The sequence below is a fragment of the Corynebacterium maris DSM 45190 genome (assembly GCF_000442645.1).
Lineage (GTDB): Bacteria > Actinomycetota > Actinomycetes > Mycobacteriales > Mycobacteriaceae > Corynebacterium > Corynebacterium maris.
Genome location: NC_021915.1, coordinates 126,823 through 144,367, shown reverse-complemented (window position 1 = coordinate 144,367; position 17,545 = coordinate 126,823). Strand labels below are relative to the sequence as shown.

12 protein-coding genes and 1 pseudogene are annotated in these 17,545 nt (G+C 64.3%); 4 read left to right on the top strand and 9 right to left on the bottom strand.

Annotated features, from left to right (window positions below):
• Nucleotides 1–2: 2 nt before the first annotated feature.
• Both B841_RS00685 and B841_RS00680 read right to left on the bottom strand, forming a co-directional pair.
• Nucleotides 3–1,607: a carboxyl transferase domain-containing protein gene (locus B841_RS00685; protein ID WP_020933554.1), complete on the bottom strand. Its 1,605-nt coding sequence runs from the start codon at nucleotides 1,605–1,607 to the stop codon at nucleotides 3–5.
• Nucleotides 1,608–1,819: 212 nt separating this feature from the next.
• The gene (locus tag B841_RS00680; protein ID WP_041631955.1) at nucleotides 1,820–2,413 is read right to left on the bottom strand and encodes a TetR/AcrR family transcriptional regulator; all 594 of its coding nucleotides are present in this window, start codon (nucleotides 2,411–2,413) and stop codon (nucleotides 1,820–1,822) included.
• Nucleotides 2,414–2,892: 479 nt separating this feature from the next.
• On the opposite strand from B841_RS00680, the gene B841_RS00675 reads away from it, so the two are divergent.
• From B841_RS00675 to B841_RS00655, 4 genes are all read left to right on the top strand, one after another.
• Nucleotides 2,893–4,254, top strand: a complete 1,362-nt coding sequence (locus B841_RS00675) for an MFS transporter (protein WP_020933552.1) — start codon at nucleotides 2,893–2,895, stop codon at nucleotides 4,252–4,254.
• 1,230 nt (nucleotides 4,255–5,484) lie between these two features.
• Nucleotides 5,485–6,264, top strand: a complete 780-nt coding sequence (locus tag B841_RS00665) for an electron transfer flavoprotein subunit beta/FixA family protein (RefSeq protein ID WP_020933550.1) — start codon at nucleotides 5,485–5,487, stop codon at nucleotides 6,262–6,264.
• 9 nt (nucleotides 6,265–6,273) lie between these two features.
• Nucleotides 6,274–7,260 carry an electron transfer flavoprotein subunit alpha/FixB family protein gene (locus tag B841_RS00660; protein ID WP_020933549.1) on the top strand — a complete coding sequence of 329 codons (987 nt, stop codon included), beginning with the start codon at nucleotides 6,274–6,276 and terminating at the stop codon, nucleotides 7,258–7,260.
• 282 nt (nucleotides 7,261–7,542) lie between these two features.
• Nucleotides 7,543–8,751 carry a cytochrome b/b6 domain-containing protein gene (locus tag B841_RS00655; protein WP_245561052.1) on the top strand — a complete coding sequence of 403 codons (1,209 nt, stop codon included), beginning with the start codon at nucleotides 7,543–7,545 and terminating at the stop codon, nucleotides 8,749–8,751.
• A gap of 42 nt (nucleotides 8,752–8,793) precedes the next feature.
• Here B841_RS00655 and B841_RS13770 read toward each other — a convergent pair.
• From B841_RS13770 to B841_RS00625, 7 genes and pseudogenes are all read right to left on the bottom strand, one after another.
• Nucleotides 8,794–9,483, bottom strand: a pseudogene (locus B841_RS13770) (nucleotidyl transferase AbiEii/AbiGii toxin family protein).
• Nucleotides 9,484–9,497: 14 nt separating this feature from the next.
• Nucleotides 9,498–9,794 carry a hypothetical protein gene (locus tag B841_RS14075; protein WP_020933545.1) on the bottom strand — a complete coding sequence of 99 codons (297 nt, stop codon included), beginning with the start codon at nucleotides 9,792–9,794 and terminating at the stop codon, nucleotides 9,498–9,500.
• A gap of 86 nt (nucleotides 9,795–9,880) precedes the next feature.
• Nucleotides 9,881–10,459, bottom strand: coding sequence for a type IV toxin-antitoxin system AbiEi family antitoxin domain-containing protein (locus B841_RS14070; protein ID WP_020933544.1), 579 nt, complete (start codon nucleotides 10,457–10,459; stop codon nucleotides 9,881–9,883).
• A gap of 221 nt (nucleotides 10,460–10,680) precedes the next feature.
• Nucleotides 10,681–14,064 carry an ATP-binding protein gene (locus B841_RS00640; RefSeq protein WP_020933543.1) on the bottom strand — a complete coding sequence of 1,128 codons (3,384 nt, stop codon included), beginning with the start codon at nucleotides 14,062–14,064 and terminating at the stop codon, nucleotides 10,681–10,683.
• On the bottom strand, nucleotides 14,061–14,660 hold the full coding sequence (locus B841_RS00635; protein ID WP_020933542.1) for a DUF4194 domain-containing protein: 600 nt from the start codon (nucleotides 14,658–14,660) through the stop codon (nucleotides 14,061–14,063). Before B841_RS00635 ends, B841_RS00640 begins: the two co-directional genes overlap by 4 nt.
• Nucleotides 14,644–16,140 (bottom strand): DUF3375 domain-containing protein, encoded by a 1,497-nt coding sequence (locus B841_RS00630; RefSeq protein WP_020933541.1) that lies wholly within the window; start codon nucleotides 16,138–16,140, stop codon nucleotides 14,644–14,646. The genes B841_RS00635 and B841_RS00630 overlap by 17 nt, the downstream gene beginning before the upstream one ends.
• Before the next feature lie 20 nt (nucleotides 16,141–16,160).
• A complete protein-coding gene (locus B841_RS00625) occupies nucleotides 16,161–17,537 on the bottom strand; it encodes an aldehyde dehydrogenase family protein (RefSeq protein WP_020933540.1) in 1,377 nt (458 codons plus the stop codon).
• Between the last annotated feature and the right edge of the window lie 8 nt (nucleotides 17,538–17,545).

The window sequence follows — 17,545 nt, the reverse complement described above, 5'->3', positions numbered from 1 at the left end:
TCCTACATCCGGAAGACGCCGAAACCGGGCTCGCCCAGCGGGGCGCCGGCGGCGACATCGAGGGCCAGTCCGAGCACACGGCGGGTGTCGGCGGGGTCGATAACCCCGTCGTCCCAGAGTCGGGCCGATGAGTAATAGGGGTGGGATTCGTTCTCGAACTTCTCGCGGATCGGGGCCTCAAAAGACTCCTGCTCCTCGGTGGACCACTCGCCACCAGAACGGTCGATCTGGTTGCGGCGGACGGTGGACAGGGTCATGGCTGCCTGGGGACCGCCCATGACCCCGATGCGGGCGTTCGGCCACATCCACAGGAACCGAGGAGAATAGGCGCGCCCACCCATGGAGTAGTTGCCGGCACCGAAAGCCCCTCCGATGATGATCGTGAATTTCGGCACCCGGGTGGTGGCCACTGCGTTGACCATCTTTGCGCCATGCTTGGCGATACCGCCAGCCTCGTATTCGCGGCCGACCATGAAGCCAGTGGTGTTCTGGAGGAAGACTAGGGGGATGCCGCGCTGGTCGCACAGCTCGATGAAGTGGGCACCCTTCTGTGCAGACTCGCCGAACAGCACGCCGTTATTGGCGATGATGCCCACCGGGTGCCCGTGGATGCGGGCGAAGGTAGTAACCAGCGTGGTGCCGAACTCCGCCTTGAACTCGTTGTACTCCCCGCCGTCGACGAGTACTTCAATGACTTCGTGGACGTCATAGGGGTTCTTGGAATCGACAGAAACAATGTCGTAGAGGTCGGACTGCGGCCGGGAGGGCTCAATTGTGTCACGAACTTCCCATGGCGCCTGCGGGTCAGACGGAAGCGTATCGACAATCGCACGAACTTGGTGCAGTGCGTCGACGTCGTCAGCCGCCAGGTGGTCGGTCACCCCTGAGGTGCGAGAATGCAGCTCACCCCCACCGAGCTCCTCTGGCGTGACCTCCTCGCCGGTGGCCGCCTTGACCAGCGGCGGGCCAGCGAGGAAGATCGTGCCCTGCTCCTTGACGATGACGGCCTCGTCGCTCATCGCGGGAACGTAGGCGCCACCGGCGGTGGAGGACCCGAGGACCGCGGCGATCTGCGGAATGCCGCGGGCCGACATGTTTGCCTGGTTGTAGAAGATCCGGCCGAAGTGGTCCCGGTCGGGGAAAACCTCGTCTTGGTTGAGCAGCATGGCCCCGCCGGAGTCCACGAGATAAATGCACGGCAACCGGTTGTCGGAGGCGATCTCCTGGGCGCGGAGGTGTTTTTTCACCGTCATTGGGTAATACGTTCCACCGGAGACGGTCGCGTCATTGGCCACGATCATGCAACGGCGGCCGTGCACCAAACCGATCCCGGCGATCACGCCTGCGGCAGGCACTCGTCCGTCGTACATTTCATGGGCTGCCAGCGGCGCCACCTCGAGGAACGGGCTACCCGGATCGAGCAATTCCACGATGCGTTCGCGGGGCAGCAACTTTCCGCGGCTGCGGTGTCGTTTCCGTGCCTTCGGGGGTCCCCCCTCAGCTGTACGGGCAAGCAGATCCTGAAGATCGGCGACAAGCGTCTCGTGCCGCTCGCGGTTGGTCTTCGATACGGATGTGGGAGAAGCAGTCATGAGGGATGCAGACATCAGATCTCCATGGGAAGTGTCGGTCCGGAAGGGATTTCAGTTAATCGCAATTAACTATGAAGCAGACACTACCCCTTCGTTCTGTGTCCGACAACACTTTCCGGCAAAAAAGCCGGGCCCGTCACCCCCAGTGGCGCGGAAATAGCGTTAAAAAAGACCCGCCATCAGGGTTGATGCGGGTCATGTGGGGCACGAAGGCACCCCGCGCCAGGCTAATCCGCCCACAAAGAGGCAAGGGCCATTCGAGTGGCCTGATCCTGGACTAGATCGGCCCCGGCCCAATGGATGACGTGTCGAGAGGAGTTGATGAGCCCAGCTGTAAGCTGCACCCTCAGACGAGCCTCCTTGCGCCCCAGGTGTGGCTGGCACTGAAGCAACACATCCGCCCAAAGGCTCAGATAGGTGCGCTGCAGGGACCGTACCTTTTCCAGGGCTTGGGCCTGTAAATTCCTGATTTCTCGTTCCTGCACACGGATACGATCCGGTTCCGTTACCGCGAATTCGACATGGAAAGCGACAAGGTCGCTCAGGATCACCTCCGGGGCCCCGCCACCTGTGTCGCGGTGCCGCGCCAGCACGTCCCGCGCCCCGTCCGCTAGACGGACGGAGATATCAATGAGGATCTCGGCCAGTAGGCTTTCCTTGCTGTCAAAGTGCCGGTAGACACCCGGCCCAGAAATTCCCACGGCGGCCCCCACGTCCCCTAACCGGGTTTGGTGGAAACCGCGCTCTGCCATAATCTCCGCCGCCGCCGCGAGCAACTCTTGGCGACGCCGTTCCTTCGCCCTCTTCCTCTGGGTGGCCATCTTGCACTCCTTGATCCCGTCGATAGTCAGAGCAGACGGGATGGGCTGCCCGACGCTCACATGCCGCCCCACGCCGGGATCGGTGATACCTCGATCTTTACTTCATTTTTCACCCAACGACAAAGGAGTTCAACTTCCCCTCCTTCCGGGTACCTTCACGAAATGACCTCACTACGACTGATCTTGGAAACGATTTTCCAAAGGCTTCTTAATAGTTTCGCCCAGGGCGTCATTTGCAATCACCCCCATAGCAGAATTTACAGTTACACATTATTAACTAAACTCTTTACCATACAGCCAGTTCATAAGTGCTTTCCTAATTAGATACTCCCTTTGCCTTGCGCACCCCCGCGCCACGGGAGGGGGTTCCCCGGCTTTTGTGAAGTGTGTTATAAATCCTGCATCCATGTGATGCAGGTCATAAGAGTGTATGGCCGGGATCAGCTTCATGGGCCACCTAATCTCCCGAGGAGAAACCCATGTCCATTACCACCACCAACACACGCCGGAGACCCGCAGGGCCCGTCGACGAGTGGAAATCACCGAAACATCGCAGATCGGTCTATGGCGTCGTCGCCATCATGTTTCTCACCATGGTGTTCGACGGTTATGACATCGTGGTCTACGGTGCCATCCTTCCGACCCTGTTAGCAGAACCCCATCACCTGGGAGAACTTACTCCGGGTGTCGCAGGCACCCTTGGCTCATACACCATGATCGGTATCCTCTTCGGCGCCCTCGGCGCTGGCGCGATCGGTGACCGTATCGGACGTCGCAAGATGATGTTGGTCGCATTGGCGTGGTTTTCTGTCGGCATGGCGTTATCCTCCATGGCCACTTCCATTGCCGTCTTCGGCGCGCTGCGCTTCTTCACTGGTCTTGCCCTGGGCGTGATCACTGCAGGCGGCGGCGCCGTCATCGCAGAATTTGCCCCCGCGCACCGCAAGAACATGTTCAACGCCGTCGGCTATATCGGCATCCCCGTCGGTGGTGTCATCGCCTCTTTCTTCACCCTCTGGCTCGAGGACCTCATCAGCTGGCGTGGTCTTTTCCTGATCGGAGCCTCCCCGATCCTCTTCCTTCTGCCGCTGGCTTGGTTCCTGCTACCGGAATCCCCCCGCTGGCTGACCGCCATGGGCCGTGACGCCGAGGCCGACGCGATCTGCCGCAAGTTCGACTTCCCAGCGGAACAGTTCACTCGGGACAAGGCCGTCAAGGTTGAGACCGCCGACGGCGGTGTCGAGAAGAGGGCCAAGATCGGTTTCGCGGCTATCTTCTCCCGGTACTTCCTGGTCGGCACTCTAATGATCGGCATCATGAGCTTCATGGCGATCATGGCCACCTACGGCCTAAACACCTGGCTACCGCAGATCATGCAGACCAACGGCATGTCCTCGGACGGCTCCCTGTACTCGCTTGTCGCCTTGAATGCAGGTGCGGCCCTGGGGGCACTGGTGGCCTCTAAGATTGCTGATATTATCGGCCCGCGACCGGTCATCATCACTACATTCCTCATCGCTGCGGTCTGCATGTTCGCCATGCCGTACCTCACCTCGGCGACGCTGATGTACATTGCAATCGCCCTAACCGGTCTAGGTGTCACTGGCACTCAGATCCTGGTGTACGGCATGACCTCAAACTACTTCCCGACGCATGCCCGCCAGGCCGGCATGTCTTGGGCAGCGGGCTTCGGCCGCCTGGGCGGCATCGCCGGTCCGGCGCTAGGCGGCATGATTATTTCCATCGGCCTCGGCGCATCCGACGCTTTCATGGTCTTCGCTGTGGCCACAGTTATCGGAGCCATCGCGACCGTATTCGTCCCCCCACGAAACGACTCCTGAGCCAACGTCCGCGAACACGCTTGTTGGCAGGCGGCTCCAGGCCCGGACCCGGAGAAGGGGACACGGGGTTCTAATCAAGATACGACAGTAAGTATCACTAACCCGGTTGCTTCGAAGGCGTTCGGGGGCGGTAACCGCACCATGAATGCAATCGTTTGGTGTTATGCCGCCCACACCACCGAAACACGCCCCGGCGGCATGTCAGCCGACTAGTGAAAAAGAATTATCCCGCAGGGCTCCCCGCTTCAACGAGGCGTTGAACGACTCCGCCAACGAGTTACCCACCCTCGCCTCAATCGTGCTCATCGACTGGGTAACACCGAAGCGCACGCATAGTCTCCGGTACTGATCAGAGGTATAAAAACTATCGCGATCCGAGTAGAAAATCGCCCCCTCCAGGCTCCCGAAAGCGACAGGGCACCGATGGGGGCGGGCTGATCCACGGCCACCAGCACGGTGCGGTGGTCCTGCAGGTCGACGAAAACCTTCCGCGACTGGACCTTATCGTGGGACAGGAACTTGTCGGAGATCTTTCCGTCGGCCGCGGGCATCGCGCAGGCGTGATGGGTGGGTTTTCCGATGACGACGTCGAGGGGGCCGGCTGTGGCAGGCACCATCGTGTCTCTTAGGCAACAGTGACAGTTACTGCCTAGGCGGAGCACTCGCAACAGCAGTCGCCGCTACGGTTCCACTCACTGCCTCCGACCGCCCCCAGCAACTCCAAGGACAATGCCACGAGCGGAACAACGCGCGACCGCCACGGTGAGCAGCGAAATCAGCCCCACCCTCGGCCCCTCGCCCTTGGGCGTGGGCGTGGGCTATTTGTGCCCGTAGAATCCCTCAGCGCCAAGGCCGGGTTGCGGAGCGCTCAACCCCGTGGACAGCTGCCCCTGATGACTGACTGGGCCAGGGGCAGGTCGACTTGGCCGAATGCCATCCTAACGGGGTGGCAGCGAGACATACTGCCGACCCGACAGGGATAAGGGCGTGCTTCCCCGTCTCACTTCAGGAGAAAGCGACACGGTTGGCGCCGCGTTCCTCTCCCCGATTAGCCCATTGACTCACTGACGGGAAATACCGTGTCTCTCCGCCCCACGCCTGAGGGGAAATATATGAAGTTTCCTACTACTTTACCCCAAAGGTTGCACAGATCACACACCATGAGGGTACTCTAGTTACTAGTGATTAACTGAGTTCACGTGAAGCCCCCTCCCTCGGAAAGGAATATCTATGCGCATCGTTGCTCTCATCAAGGAAGTGCCCGATACCTACGGAGAAAGGAAGTTGGATCTGGAGACCGGCCTCGCGGACCGCTCTGCCAGCGAAACCGTGCTCGATGAGATCTGCGAACGGGCCGTTGAAGCGGCGCTGAAACTCGCGGAAGACGATCCCGAAGAGGTTGAGGTCCACGTGATGTCCATGGCACCGGAATCCGCTACCGCCACCATTCGAAAAGGCCTGGCCATGGGAGCGGCCGCAGCGGTACAAGTTACTGACCCCGCTCTCCTCGGGGCCGATCTCAGCCTCACGGCCGAGGTGCTGGCCAAGGCCATCGAGCGGGAGGGCTACGACCTGGTCATCGCAGGTAACCTCTCTACTGACGGTAATAGCGGGCTACTGCCGACGATGATCTCCGAATGGCTGGATTTCCCCCACCTCACCCAACTGACCTCCCTGGAGCTGGACGGTGCAACCATAAGCGGCACTCGGCCAACCGACGACGGAGTCGAAAAGCTTAAGGCGACCCTCCCTGCGGTGATCTCCATTACCGAATCCTTCCCTAACGGCCGCTTCCCCAACTTCAAGGGGATCATGGCCGCGAAGAAGAAGCCTACGACCACGCTATCCCTGGCGGACCTTGGCATCGATGCTGAGGACTTCTCCGTCCCGCGGGCCATCATGACCGAGGTGTCTAAAGCTCCGCCCCGTGCCGCCGGCGTGAAAGTCACCGACGATGGCGACGCTGCTCGACAACTCGTCGATTTCCTCGCGCAAAACCGACTCATTTAGGAGAAAACCATGCACAATGCAGATGATTCCATCCTCGTGGTTGTGGACTCAACCATGGATGGCCAGCCCGCCAGGTCGACGGCGGAGTTGCTAGGCGCAGCGGCAGGCGTAGGCACTCCCATCGCACTCTTCGTCCGACCAGACGACGCTCCGAGCGACGACGCAGACGCGGCTCGTCGGATCGGCGAATTGGGTGCGGCTCGAGTTTTAATCGCCCGGGTACCGGGTGACCGGCTCACCGTTCCCATCGTCGACGCCCTAGTGGCCGCCGACGAGGCATGCGCCCCCGCCGCTATTTTGCTCGCCCACTCAGTGAAAGGGCGCGATGTCGCGGCTCGCTTCGCCGTTCGCACCCGTCGAGCCCTAGCCACCGACGCCGTCGGCGTCTCCCGCGACGCCGAGGGCATCCTCGCCCAACACTCTGTCTACGGCGGTTCCTTCCGCTCTCAATCGGCCCCCACCCTCGATATCCCCGTGATCACCCTCCGGCAGGGCGCCGTCGATGCGCGCGCAGAGGCCAACACCGCCCCCTTCGAGATCCTCGAGGTCCCCTGCTCCGGGCATCGCGCCGCCACCATCACGGCCACCGAGCGGGCCCAGGCCGTCTCCGAGCGTCCGGAACTGCTCGGGGCCGCCAAGGTGGTCACAGGCGGCCGGGGCCTCGGCTCCGAAGAAGGTTTCTCCCTGGTCAACGACTTGGCCGATAGCATGGGCGCTGCCATCGGAGCGTCTCGGGCCGCGGTCGATGCCGGCTATGTAACTCCCTCCGCGCAGGTCGGCCAAACTGGAGTCTCGGTTTCCCCCGATCTGTACATCGCTCTCGGCGTCTCCGGTGCGATTCAACACCTAGCCGGGATGCAGACTTCCAAGGCGATTGTCGCCATCAACAAAGACGCTGACGCCCCGATCTTCGACATCGCCGACTTTGGCGTGGTCGGGGATGTCTTCGAGGTTGTCCCGAAGCTCATCGAAGAGATCAACGGGCGGAAAGGTTAGGAACCTATGACGACCACGACCACCGTGGGCACGACACGTCTGCGTCGGGGACTTCCCCGGACGCCGCAGGGTGAATCTTGGCCACCAGCGGACTCTTCGATACCGGATCCGACTCCGATGGCCGCATCGCCCGCCGCAGAAGTTACCGCTGCACCAGCCACTGCACCAGCTACCCCGGTCACACTTGCTGTCGCACCGACTGCTGCAGAAGTGCATCTGCGATGCGGGCTTCCGCGCACTCCTGGTGAAGAGGCTTGGCCACCAAAGAACGCCGCCATAAAGGTGGCAGCCCCCCAGGCTGCCGCCCCAGCCCCCGAGACCACTACCCTGGTCATCCCCCCTGCTTCGCAACCATCACACAAAATCTCCAGCACCACTGCAGCAGTCGCTCTACGACGAGGGCTCCCCCGCGGCCCTGGCCAGAATCCCTGGCCAGAAGTCACCGAGGTCTATGTTGCGGTACCGCCTACCGAAGACCCCGCCACGCCGGAACTGATCGAAACACTTACCACCCCCGCCGCGGTTGTCGAGCCTGCCCCCACCACGGCCACCGACAAACTAGAACCGAAGCGCTATGGCCCCTTCACGCTGGTCCAATGGGTCGGAGGTACCATCGTCGGACTGCTCAGTGTCGTCGCCGTCGCTGCAATTGTGGTGCTTGGGGTGCGCTGGTTCCTCGGCACCGGGACGGGTGCGGGGCTCGTCGAGGCCTATGCGGGGGCGGCCCCGATGCCGGAGAATGCCCCAGTAGGATTCCCGGCCTGGCTGGCCTGGTCGCACTTCTTCAATCTGTTTCTCATGGTGCTGATCATCCGCTCCGGCCTACAGATCCGCGCCGAACGTCGTCCCCCGGCCTATTGGTCACCGCGCGGGGGCTCCAGCAAAATCAGTCTGACGATCTGGTTCCACCAGTCACTAGATCTGCTCTGGGTGATCAACGGTGTGCTATTCATCATCCTGCTGTTCGCAACCGGACAGTGGATGCGCATCGTTCCGACCAGTTGGGAGGTCATCCCGAACGCGCTGTCCGCCGGTCTGCAGTATCTCTCATTGGACTGGCCGACCGAGAACGGCTGGGTGCATTACAACGGTCTACAGCAGCTCGCCTACTTCATCACTGTCTTTATCGCTGCTCCGCTTGCGGTGGTCACCGGTATCCGGATGAGCGGGTTATGGCCATCGAAGATGAAGAAGCTCAGTACCCTCTACCCGGTGGAGGTGGCACGCAAGCTGCACTTTCCGGTGATGCTTTACTTCGTTTTCTTCATATTCACTCACGTGTTGCTGGTCTTTGCCACCGGGGCCCTACGCAATTTGAACCACATGTTCGCGGCCCAGGGCTCCCCGGACCCGGCCACCTACGCCGCGAACTGGACCGGGTTCTGGCTCTTTGTGCTTGGCATGGTGGCCATCGCTGCCGCTTGGGTTGCCGCTCGGCCGATGCTGCTGGCCCCGGTAGCCAGACTCTTCGGCACGGTCACCACGCGTTAGCCCGTCGTCCCCCATCATCCCCCGGAATTCGCTCCTCTGGGGCTAGTGTCCTGCGCCGTCAATGGTTTCCGTGATGGCGATATGGGCGATATCGACCAGATCACGCACCCGCGTGCTGGGCGCCGGCCCCCGCGAGGACGGGTAGGTCTGCATGGTGGCCGCGACTTTATCGGCCAAGTGATCGACGATGGGATAGAGGCGAATGTGGGGAAACTCCGCCCGGAGTGCCTTGCTGATCCCGTCCTGAGGCTGCGAGTCAATGCTGCCGGTGACCTGACATCCGGTGACCAGGTCAATCTTGACCGGCTGACTTAACTCCATGCCGGCAGCGGAATACAGCCGCACACGCACGGCCGCACTGTGGCGTATCCCGGTCTCCTAGATCTGGGTCTCGTCGTCGAGGATGCGCAGGTCAACATCACTCGGGGCAAGATACGTAGTCGCCACAGCGGCGCGCAAAGACGTAAGGGCGTCGTCGATTCCTCGATCTGTGCTGTGATAAATATCCAGATCACGGGTTGCCCGGGCCGACGGGTTCCGCCAGATCAACGCAGATCCTCCCTTCAGCACCCAGGACTGGGCATCGTGGGCAAAGATCCTCGATAAGACGATGCCGCGGTCATAAAAAGCTACGCGTTCTGCTTTCGGAATCTCGGCAAACGCACCCACGCCGCTGGTCGCGGATATGCGTCCCTGCTGGTAGGTGCGCGGATGGTCGGGGGTGCTGCTCATGATGGTGAAGCTACCTACTTCTTCTCGTCTGTCTGAGGGCTCTGGCGGGTGTACCGAGTGCTGCCGGCGTGAAAGACATCTAGGTCAAGGCCAGAGACGTCGATCATGGAAGAGATATCCGGAAGCACAGGCCCTGTCTTGTCCAGCAGTTCGGCGTTGCTGCGCTGCAGATCCTGCATGGCGGGGGAGGAATCCAGAATGTCGTTCATCCGTGCGGCCAGCTCGACGTTTTGTGCGGACACCAGATTCGCGCTGAGCTCGTGCACCGAATCAATAAGCCGTTGATTCAGCCGATCGCTGAGCTCAGGCATGCTTTCCAACATCGAGCAGGCGGTACGCGCCGTATTCGAGGGTGATTCGGAACTCTCCCCTAGGGCGGCGATCAGCTCTTCGGAGCTCAGGCCGTAGTTCTTCGCGAGGTGAGGCGCCTGGTGGGCGATACGGGGCCAGTCGATGGGCAGCCCTTTTTCAGGGCATCGGCGATCAATGTGCTGATATGGCCCAGCTCCTCGCCCTCGGTCAGCAGATCCACGACAATACGAGTCGGGGTGGTCAGGGGGAGCCCCTGGACAATATCGACCTCGTCGGTCGGCAGGTCACGGATACGCAGGCGAATATCCTCTGCCCGGCTCTGTTTACGGCGGGCAGTATAAAACTCGTGCTGATGCGTCTGGAAATCCCCGATGCCATAGTGTCCAGCCGCAGAGGTTGTGCAGATGACAATGGCGGTCGGTGTCCGCAGCCGCTCGGCGACAGTGCGCGAAGGATCCAGCGAGAGCCAGGCAGCCCGCAGCTGCTCATCGGGAGTATAGGGAGAAGACGCAAACACGTAGACCCCCCGACGTGGACTTCTCAGCACACCTCGGCGTGTTTCCCGGTGCAGTTTTAGGCGCTCAACGCTCAGTCTGCCTGCCTGAGCCGTGGTGAAAAAGCCCGCCTGCTCGCTGGCGAGATGGGACACATCTTCGAAACTCATACTTCATATGTTGCATAAGGAGAAACATCTGCAGTAGCAGACCGCAGGGTAGGCCAGCTCGGAACTTCGTATGTTTCGTAAGCTGAAACTTATGTAGTGCCCGCAAAAACAATGTAGGCGGCAGCCGGGGACACTCCGCCACGGCTAGGCACTCTACGTCCGGGAGAACCCATGAGGGCCAGGTAAGGGACAGGCGCCTCCCACTGGCTGGGCCTTATCGGCTACCGACCACAGTCCGCCGTTTCCCCGCCCGCCTCCTCGATGGTCAGTTGGCTGGTCACTGAATGGCGCCGGTCAGGGCTGTCGACCATGACCAGGCCGCCGATGTAGTCCTGGACCGTCTGCAGGAGCTTCTCGGGCGTCGCCAAGATCATGTGGAACCCGAACTGGCGGAAGGCGTCCATCGCGGCGCGGGTGAACTCGGAGTCGGCGCGGTCGAAGGCCTCGTCGAGGATGATGGTGCTGAACTTCGGGTACACCTTCTCGTCGACGTCCACGGTGGAGGCGCGCGCCTGGGCCGCGGGCAAACCGGCGCCGGTCAGCTGGTAGCGCAGCGCCGCGGCCAGGCAAAACGACGAGAGTTTCTGCGCCTGCCCGCCGGAAAGACCTTCCGCGGAGTCGTAGACGGCGCCGCGGGTGCCGTCGGCGGCGGTCTCCACGCCGAGGAATTTCACGTGCTCGCGGGTGTCCAGCCGCAGGCGGTGCACGCGCTCGCTCGTCTCGTCGGAGACGCTCAGCATGCCCACGACCTCCTTGAGCGTGAGGAAGCGTTGCTCGCTGCCGGCCAGCGACTCCTCCGCCAGCACGCCGTCGACCACCTCCGTCAATTTCGCCACGAACTGGCGGGTTTCGGCGGGCTGCGCGTCGCGCACCTCAATTTTCAGGTACGTGCCCGGGTAGAACTCGACGTCGGCCAACGACTGGTTGACCGCCTCAATCGAGGAGCGGACTCCGCTCGCGGCCTGCCGGATGTTCTTCAGCAGCCTGCTGAGGTGCGTGCGGGTCTGCTCGCGCAACAGGTCGCGGAAGCGTTCTTCGAAACGCGGCAGGTCGTCGGCTTCCAGCCGCTCGAGTTCGCGGATGAAGTCGGGCCGCCACGCCTGCTCGGCGACCAGGTCGCCCTTGCGCTCCTCCCACCGCCGGAGGAACGCGGCCATGGCGTTGAGGGCGATGTTTTCCTGCTTGCTGGCGCGCTGCGTCAACCGCGCGCGTTCCGTGCCCAGCTCGTCGGTGACCGTGTGCTGCCACGTGTCTATGTTGTCCGCCCTGAGCTTGCGCGTATGCCGTCTAAACCGCGCCGCCAACCTGGAGCGCACCTCCTCGGACAAGGGTTCGGCGTCGGCCATCCGCTCCCCCAACTCCGCGAGGAGGGCTTCTGCTTGCCGACGCCCACGCTGGTGCCCGCCCAACTCCGTATTGATCTCATCCAGCTTCTCCCGCTGCGCCCGCACGGCGGGCACCAGCTGGCGTTCCGCCGCTTTCAGGGCCGCCAACTCGGTGTTCTCATCGGTGAGTTCGTCGAGGGTGCGGCGCAGCTCCGCGAGGGAGCGCTGTGCGGACGCTACGTCGATGAGTGCGAATTCCTCGGTTTCCAGCAGTCGCTTCGCGGCCGTCAACTGCGCGCTCACAGCCAGGGCGGCGCTCTCGAGCTCGTCTTTCGCCTGCGTGCTCCTGGTCAGCTGCTCCTCCAGGCCCCGGATGCTGCGCTGCAGTTCGGCGATCTTGTCGTCCACGTCGCCGGAGAGCACCCAGCGGCGGCGGTCGTCGATCAATGAGCGGTCGTCCTTTTCGTGTCGGTGCCGGTCGCGTTTGACCTGACCTTGCCGGGTCACGGCGCGCTGCGCGGCGTGAAATTGATCCATCGTGTCGACGCAGAGGTGATCGAAGCGGCGCGAGAGTTCGCTTTGCAGCCAGTCGTGGAAACGCCCGGCGCGCACGGTGATTTTCGAGGCCAACGTCTCGGCGGTGATGCGGCCGGGCCGCGCCTGCGCGAGTTCCGGGGTGAAGCGCACGTACTGCAGTTTCGCGCCGAGGTGGGTGGCGTCGATCGCGGCGGCGACCTGCGCGTAGTGCTCTTCCGGTACGAGCAGGGTGCGGGCGAAGCCGCCGAGGACGCGCTCCGCGGCAGGCTGCCAGGGGTGTTCGCCGTCGCGCATGTGGATGAGGTCGGCGACGAACGGCAGGTCGTCCTGACGGAGGTTCGTGAGCTCCGCAAGCTTTTCGCGGGCGGTGAGCAGGCGTCGGTCCATCGACGACCGGTAGGTGCGGATCGCCTGGAGTTCCTGGCGTTCCTGCTCCAGTCTCTGGTTCGCTTCCGCCATCCGGCCGTACATCTCGGGACGGCGGTCGCCGATCGTCGTCGTCTGCTCCGCGAGATCCGCACAGTGGTCGGTGACCTGGAGGCGGAAGTCGGCGAACGCTTCCGCGGTCTGCGGCGGTTCGGCGTCGATCTCGCGGGAGAGGTCGGTGAAGCGCTGGGCTTGTGCGGTCACGCGCCGGACGGTGTGCTCGGCGTCGTCGACTTTGGCGCGGGCGTGGATGACCCCGGCGTTTTCCACTCCGTGGATCTGCGCGCGCACGGTCTCCAGCTCGGCTTCCACGGACTCGAGGGAAGCCTGCGCGGAGTGCCGGGCGGCGGTCAGCGCCGTGATCTCGCCGTCGGCCTCGTCGCGCTCGGCCTCGGCGAAGGCGACGCGTTTGTCGAGTACATACTGTTCGACCCCGGCGGAATCGGCCTCCGTCTCCGTCTGTTGCCGCGTGATCTCCGTCAATTCCCGGTCCGCGTCCCGCACCGGCCGCAGCTGCTCGACCTGCTCGCGGGCGGCGATGACCGACTGGTGGGCGGATTGCAGCTGCGTGAAGTTTTCGACGGCCGTCGCCGCGATCTTGAAGGTGTCGGGTTCCGGCAGCATGAAGTGACGCATGAGGTAGTTCAGGTCGCCGAGGGTTTTCGCCGACTGGGTGCGGTGCAGCAGCTGCAGGGCGCCGGGGTCCACGATGCCGAGGTGTCGGCGCAGCGTCGTGACGAACGGCGGGTGCGTGCGCTGCACGGACAAGGCGTCGGGAAGCTGCTTTTTGGCGGTGGTGATGTTGAGCCCGCCGCGGGCGAGTTCCTCGAACTCGGTGAGGTCCGCAGTCCTGGGCAGCAGCACGAAGAGGTTGGTGACGTCGGCGGGGCTGTGGGCGTCGGCGGAGAGGTACATCAGGCGGAGCGCGGTGACGGACTGGCCGGCGCCGTCGTCGTAACGCAGCAGCACGCCGGACCACACCGGCCCGGTGCGTAGGAAGGACTGGGTGAGCTCGTCGACTTCGGCCGCGTGTTCGCGTCGCCAGGCGCCACGGCAGTAGGTCACCAGGTTGCGCCCGGAGCGCTGACCGCCGCTCGCGCCGGCGGCGGCGTTGAAGCGCACCTGGGCGGGTGGCACCAGGATCGTGGAGACGGCGTCGATCAGCGTCGACTTGCCGGAGCCAGAGGGCCCGGTGATGAGGAAGCCGTCGCGGGCGACGGGCACGCGGTGCAGGCCGTCGAAGGTGCCCCAGTTGTGCACCTGGATCTCCGCCAGCCGGAACTGTCCCGCGTAGTCGTGCGTGGTGTGGTCGTTCACTGTTCCTCCGCTTCTGCCAGCAACGTGTCGTAGCTGGCGGTGACGGCGGCGATCTCCTCCGCCGAGAAAATGATGCGCAGCACCGGGGAGATCTCGAAGCGGCCCTCGGTCGGGGTCTTCACCACGATCGAGTTGTTCTTGAACTTGTTCCAACTGGCGGTGAATTTCTTCTGCTGCGCGGTGTGGTCGGTGCCCGCGGCGCCCTGGTACGGGCGGGTGGCCTCGAAGACCTCGTCTTCGTCGACGACGGCGCGTTCGTTGGGGCTGGTGTTCATCAGCTCGCGGCGCAGATGCAGCAGCACCACCGTGTCCATGAACGACAGGCTCATCGTCCGCAGCAGCGCCCGCCTGTCCTCCACGTCGGCGTCCCACATGCGCGTGTACGCCACGCCGGCGGCGTCGTCCACGACGAGGGTGAGAAAGAGGTTGTCCAGCTGCTGGGCCAGTACGGCGCGCGAGTCGGAGACGGTGCGAAAGATCTCCGGTTTGGTCAGGCTGGAGACGTACGGGCCTCTGATCAGTTCCGCCAGCGCGCGGCGCTGCGGGCCGGTCAGGGTGCCGGTGTCGCCGTCGTAAAGTTTAGTGGTGTCGCTCATGGATGCTCCGCGGGGTGGAAACGGGGTCGGGGAATCGGTGGCAGGCGTAGCGGGCGCGCAGCTGCCGGCCGTCGGCGCCGACCCAGTGCAGGTGCTCGGTGCCCTCGGAGCGCTCGCCGAAACGGTGCGCCAGCGTGATCAGGCCCACCACCGAGGCCAGCCCCTGCGTGGCGGGGCGGTGGCCCAACACCTCGCTTATCGACGGTTCCGCCTGCCGGGTCAGTGCGTAGTTGATGGATTCGTGCAGCTCCGCCCAGTCGATCTCCGATTCTCGGATGCGCTCCCGCATGGCGGCCAGGTCGATCTCGGTGGGTTCGTGGACGTCCATGTCTGCGGTGATCCGGTAGTCCGCCGGATCGTGCAACCGCCACGTCGACAGCGAGCGCGGCTGCCGGGTGGTCAGCTCCAGCTCCACCCCGATCGACCGGCTGGGATCGCTCATGACCTGACCGGTTTTCAGGGCGAGCTGCTGCGCCTGGTTGATCGCCGAGGCCAGCGCCTGCTGCGACTCCGCCTCCCGCGACTGCACGAAACGATGCAAGGAACGCGACAGCCCCGTCATCGAATCGTGGACGTCGTCGGAGGAGGACTCCAGCGTCTGCACCAGCCCACGCAGCTGGGTGCGCTCGTCGGCGCTGAGCCGGTCAATGAACCCCCGGGACAGGACCGCCGCCAGCGTGGCGTCCAGCTGGGCGGACTGCTCCCGGTCGAAGAGCAGCTCGTAGAAACCGTTGAACGCCTTGCCCGCCTCAGAATCGGAGATCAAGTCCACGCCGCGGAAGACGTTGTCCAGCACCTCCCCCGCCGAGATCTGTTCCTCCAGGATCGAGGCGCGCAGGCCGCGGTCGAGCTGCTCCACGTCGTCGCGCACCCGGGCGAAGTCCGTCGGCAAGTCCGCCACCAGGGCGAGCACCTCCCGGGTCTTTTCGACGGCCTCGTCGTCGGTGATCGCCTCCGCGCCCTGCTCGCGCACCCGGTCGATGCGGGCCTGCAGCCGGGCCTTCTCCTCCTCCAGCCGTTTCAGCACCGTGGCCTCGTCCGGGTCGGTCTCCACCGCGAGGTTGCTCAAGCGGCCGGTCAGCGTGGACAGCCGGGAGCGGGTCACCGAACGCTGCGGACTGGCCAACTGCCGGACGTACTCCAGCGCACCCAACGTGTCCGGCGACAGTTCGTAGAACTCCTCGCGGGTGCCCTGCGGGCTGCGGCGTACCAGGAAACCCGCCTTGACCCACTCGTTGACGTACGCGGGCGTCGAGCGGGGCAGATCCAGACCGGTCTGCTCCCGAATGTCGGCGAGCACCGGATCCGCCGCCAACATCACCTCGGTGCCGGCGAGCTGCTGGTTGCCGACAGGAAACACGTTGCCCAGCACCGACAAAATCACCGGCGCGTTCTGCGCGCGCAGAATCGCCCAGGCCGGCGACTGTTCCGACAGCCGCAACAGCGCGTGGACGTCGGCGAGGGCTTGCACTTCGGACACACCGGGCAGCTTACTCCCGATTACTCCCGAGCCGGACCCACCCACACCTGTTGGGCGTTGACGAATTCACGGATGCCGTGGGGCCCGAGCTCCCGGCCGTACCCGGAGCGCTTCACCCCGCCGGAGGGCAGCCGCGGGTCGGTCTTGACGATGCCGTTGACCGCCACCTGCCCGGCCTCGATGCGCCGGGCCATCGCCTCGCCGCGTTCGGCCGTGGTCCACACGCTCGCACCCAACCCGTAGGGGGTGTCGTTGGCGATGGCCACGGCGTGGTCCGCGGCGTCAGCGGCGAGCACCACGGCCACGGGGCCGAAGGTTTCCTCGGCGCACACGGTCATCTCCGCGGTCACGTCGGTGAGCAGGGTGACGGGATAGAAGTAGCCCTCGCCCTCGGGGATCTCCCCGCCGAGCACGCGCGTGGCCCCCGCCTCGATGCTGGCGACGACCTGCTCGTGCAGGTTTTTGCGCTGGTCTTCCCGGGCGATGGGACCCACCCGGGTGTCCTCGTCGGCGGGGTCGCCGACCTTAAAGCCCTGCAGCTGTTCGGCCAGCAGCTCCACGAACTCGTCGTGGACCGCGCGCTCGACGATGACGCGCTTGGCGGCGATGCAGGACTGCCCGGCGTTGATGATGCGCGACAGGGCGGTGGTCTCGGCGGCGGCGGGCAGATCGGCGTCGGCGAGCACGATGCACGGGTCGGAGCCGCCGAGCTCTAAGACCGCGGGCTTGATTTCGCCGGCGGCGGTGGCGGCGACGATCGACCCGGCGCGATCGGAGCCGGTGAAGGACACCGCCCGGATGCGGGGGTCGCGGATGACGCCCTCGACCTGGTCGGTGGTCACGGGCAGGTTCTGGAACACGCCCTCGGGTGCGCCCACGGCCGCGAAAGCGTCGGCGATGGCGGCGGCGCAGCCGGGTACGTTCGAGTCGTGTTTCATGATCGCGGTGTTGCCGGCCATCAGCGTCGGCGCGCAGAAGCGGAAGGCCAGCCAGAAAGGCGCGTTCCAGGGCAGCACGCCGAGTACCGGGCCCAGCGGCAGGTATTGCACGTAGGAGGACGTGGCGTCGGAGGCGATGTGTTCGTCGGCGAGGTAGGCGGCGGCGTGCTCGGCGTAGTGTTCGGCGGCCCAGGCGGCCTTGCCCACTTCGCCGCGGGCCTCGGTGACGGGTTTGCCCATCTCCTCGGTCATCAGCGCCGAGTACGCATCGACGTTGTCGCGTAGCTGCGCGGCCACCGCCCGCAGTACGCGGGCGCGCTCGTCGAAGCCGGCCGCGGCCCAGTCCGAAAAGGCGTTCTCGGCCCGGTCGAGGACGGCCTCGACCTGTTCGTCGGTGGCGGCGGGCACTTCGTGGGCGATCCGGCCGGTGGTCGGGTTGCGGGAGGTCAGCGTGGTCATGGCGGGCT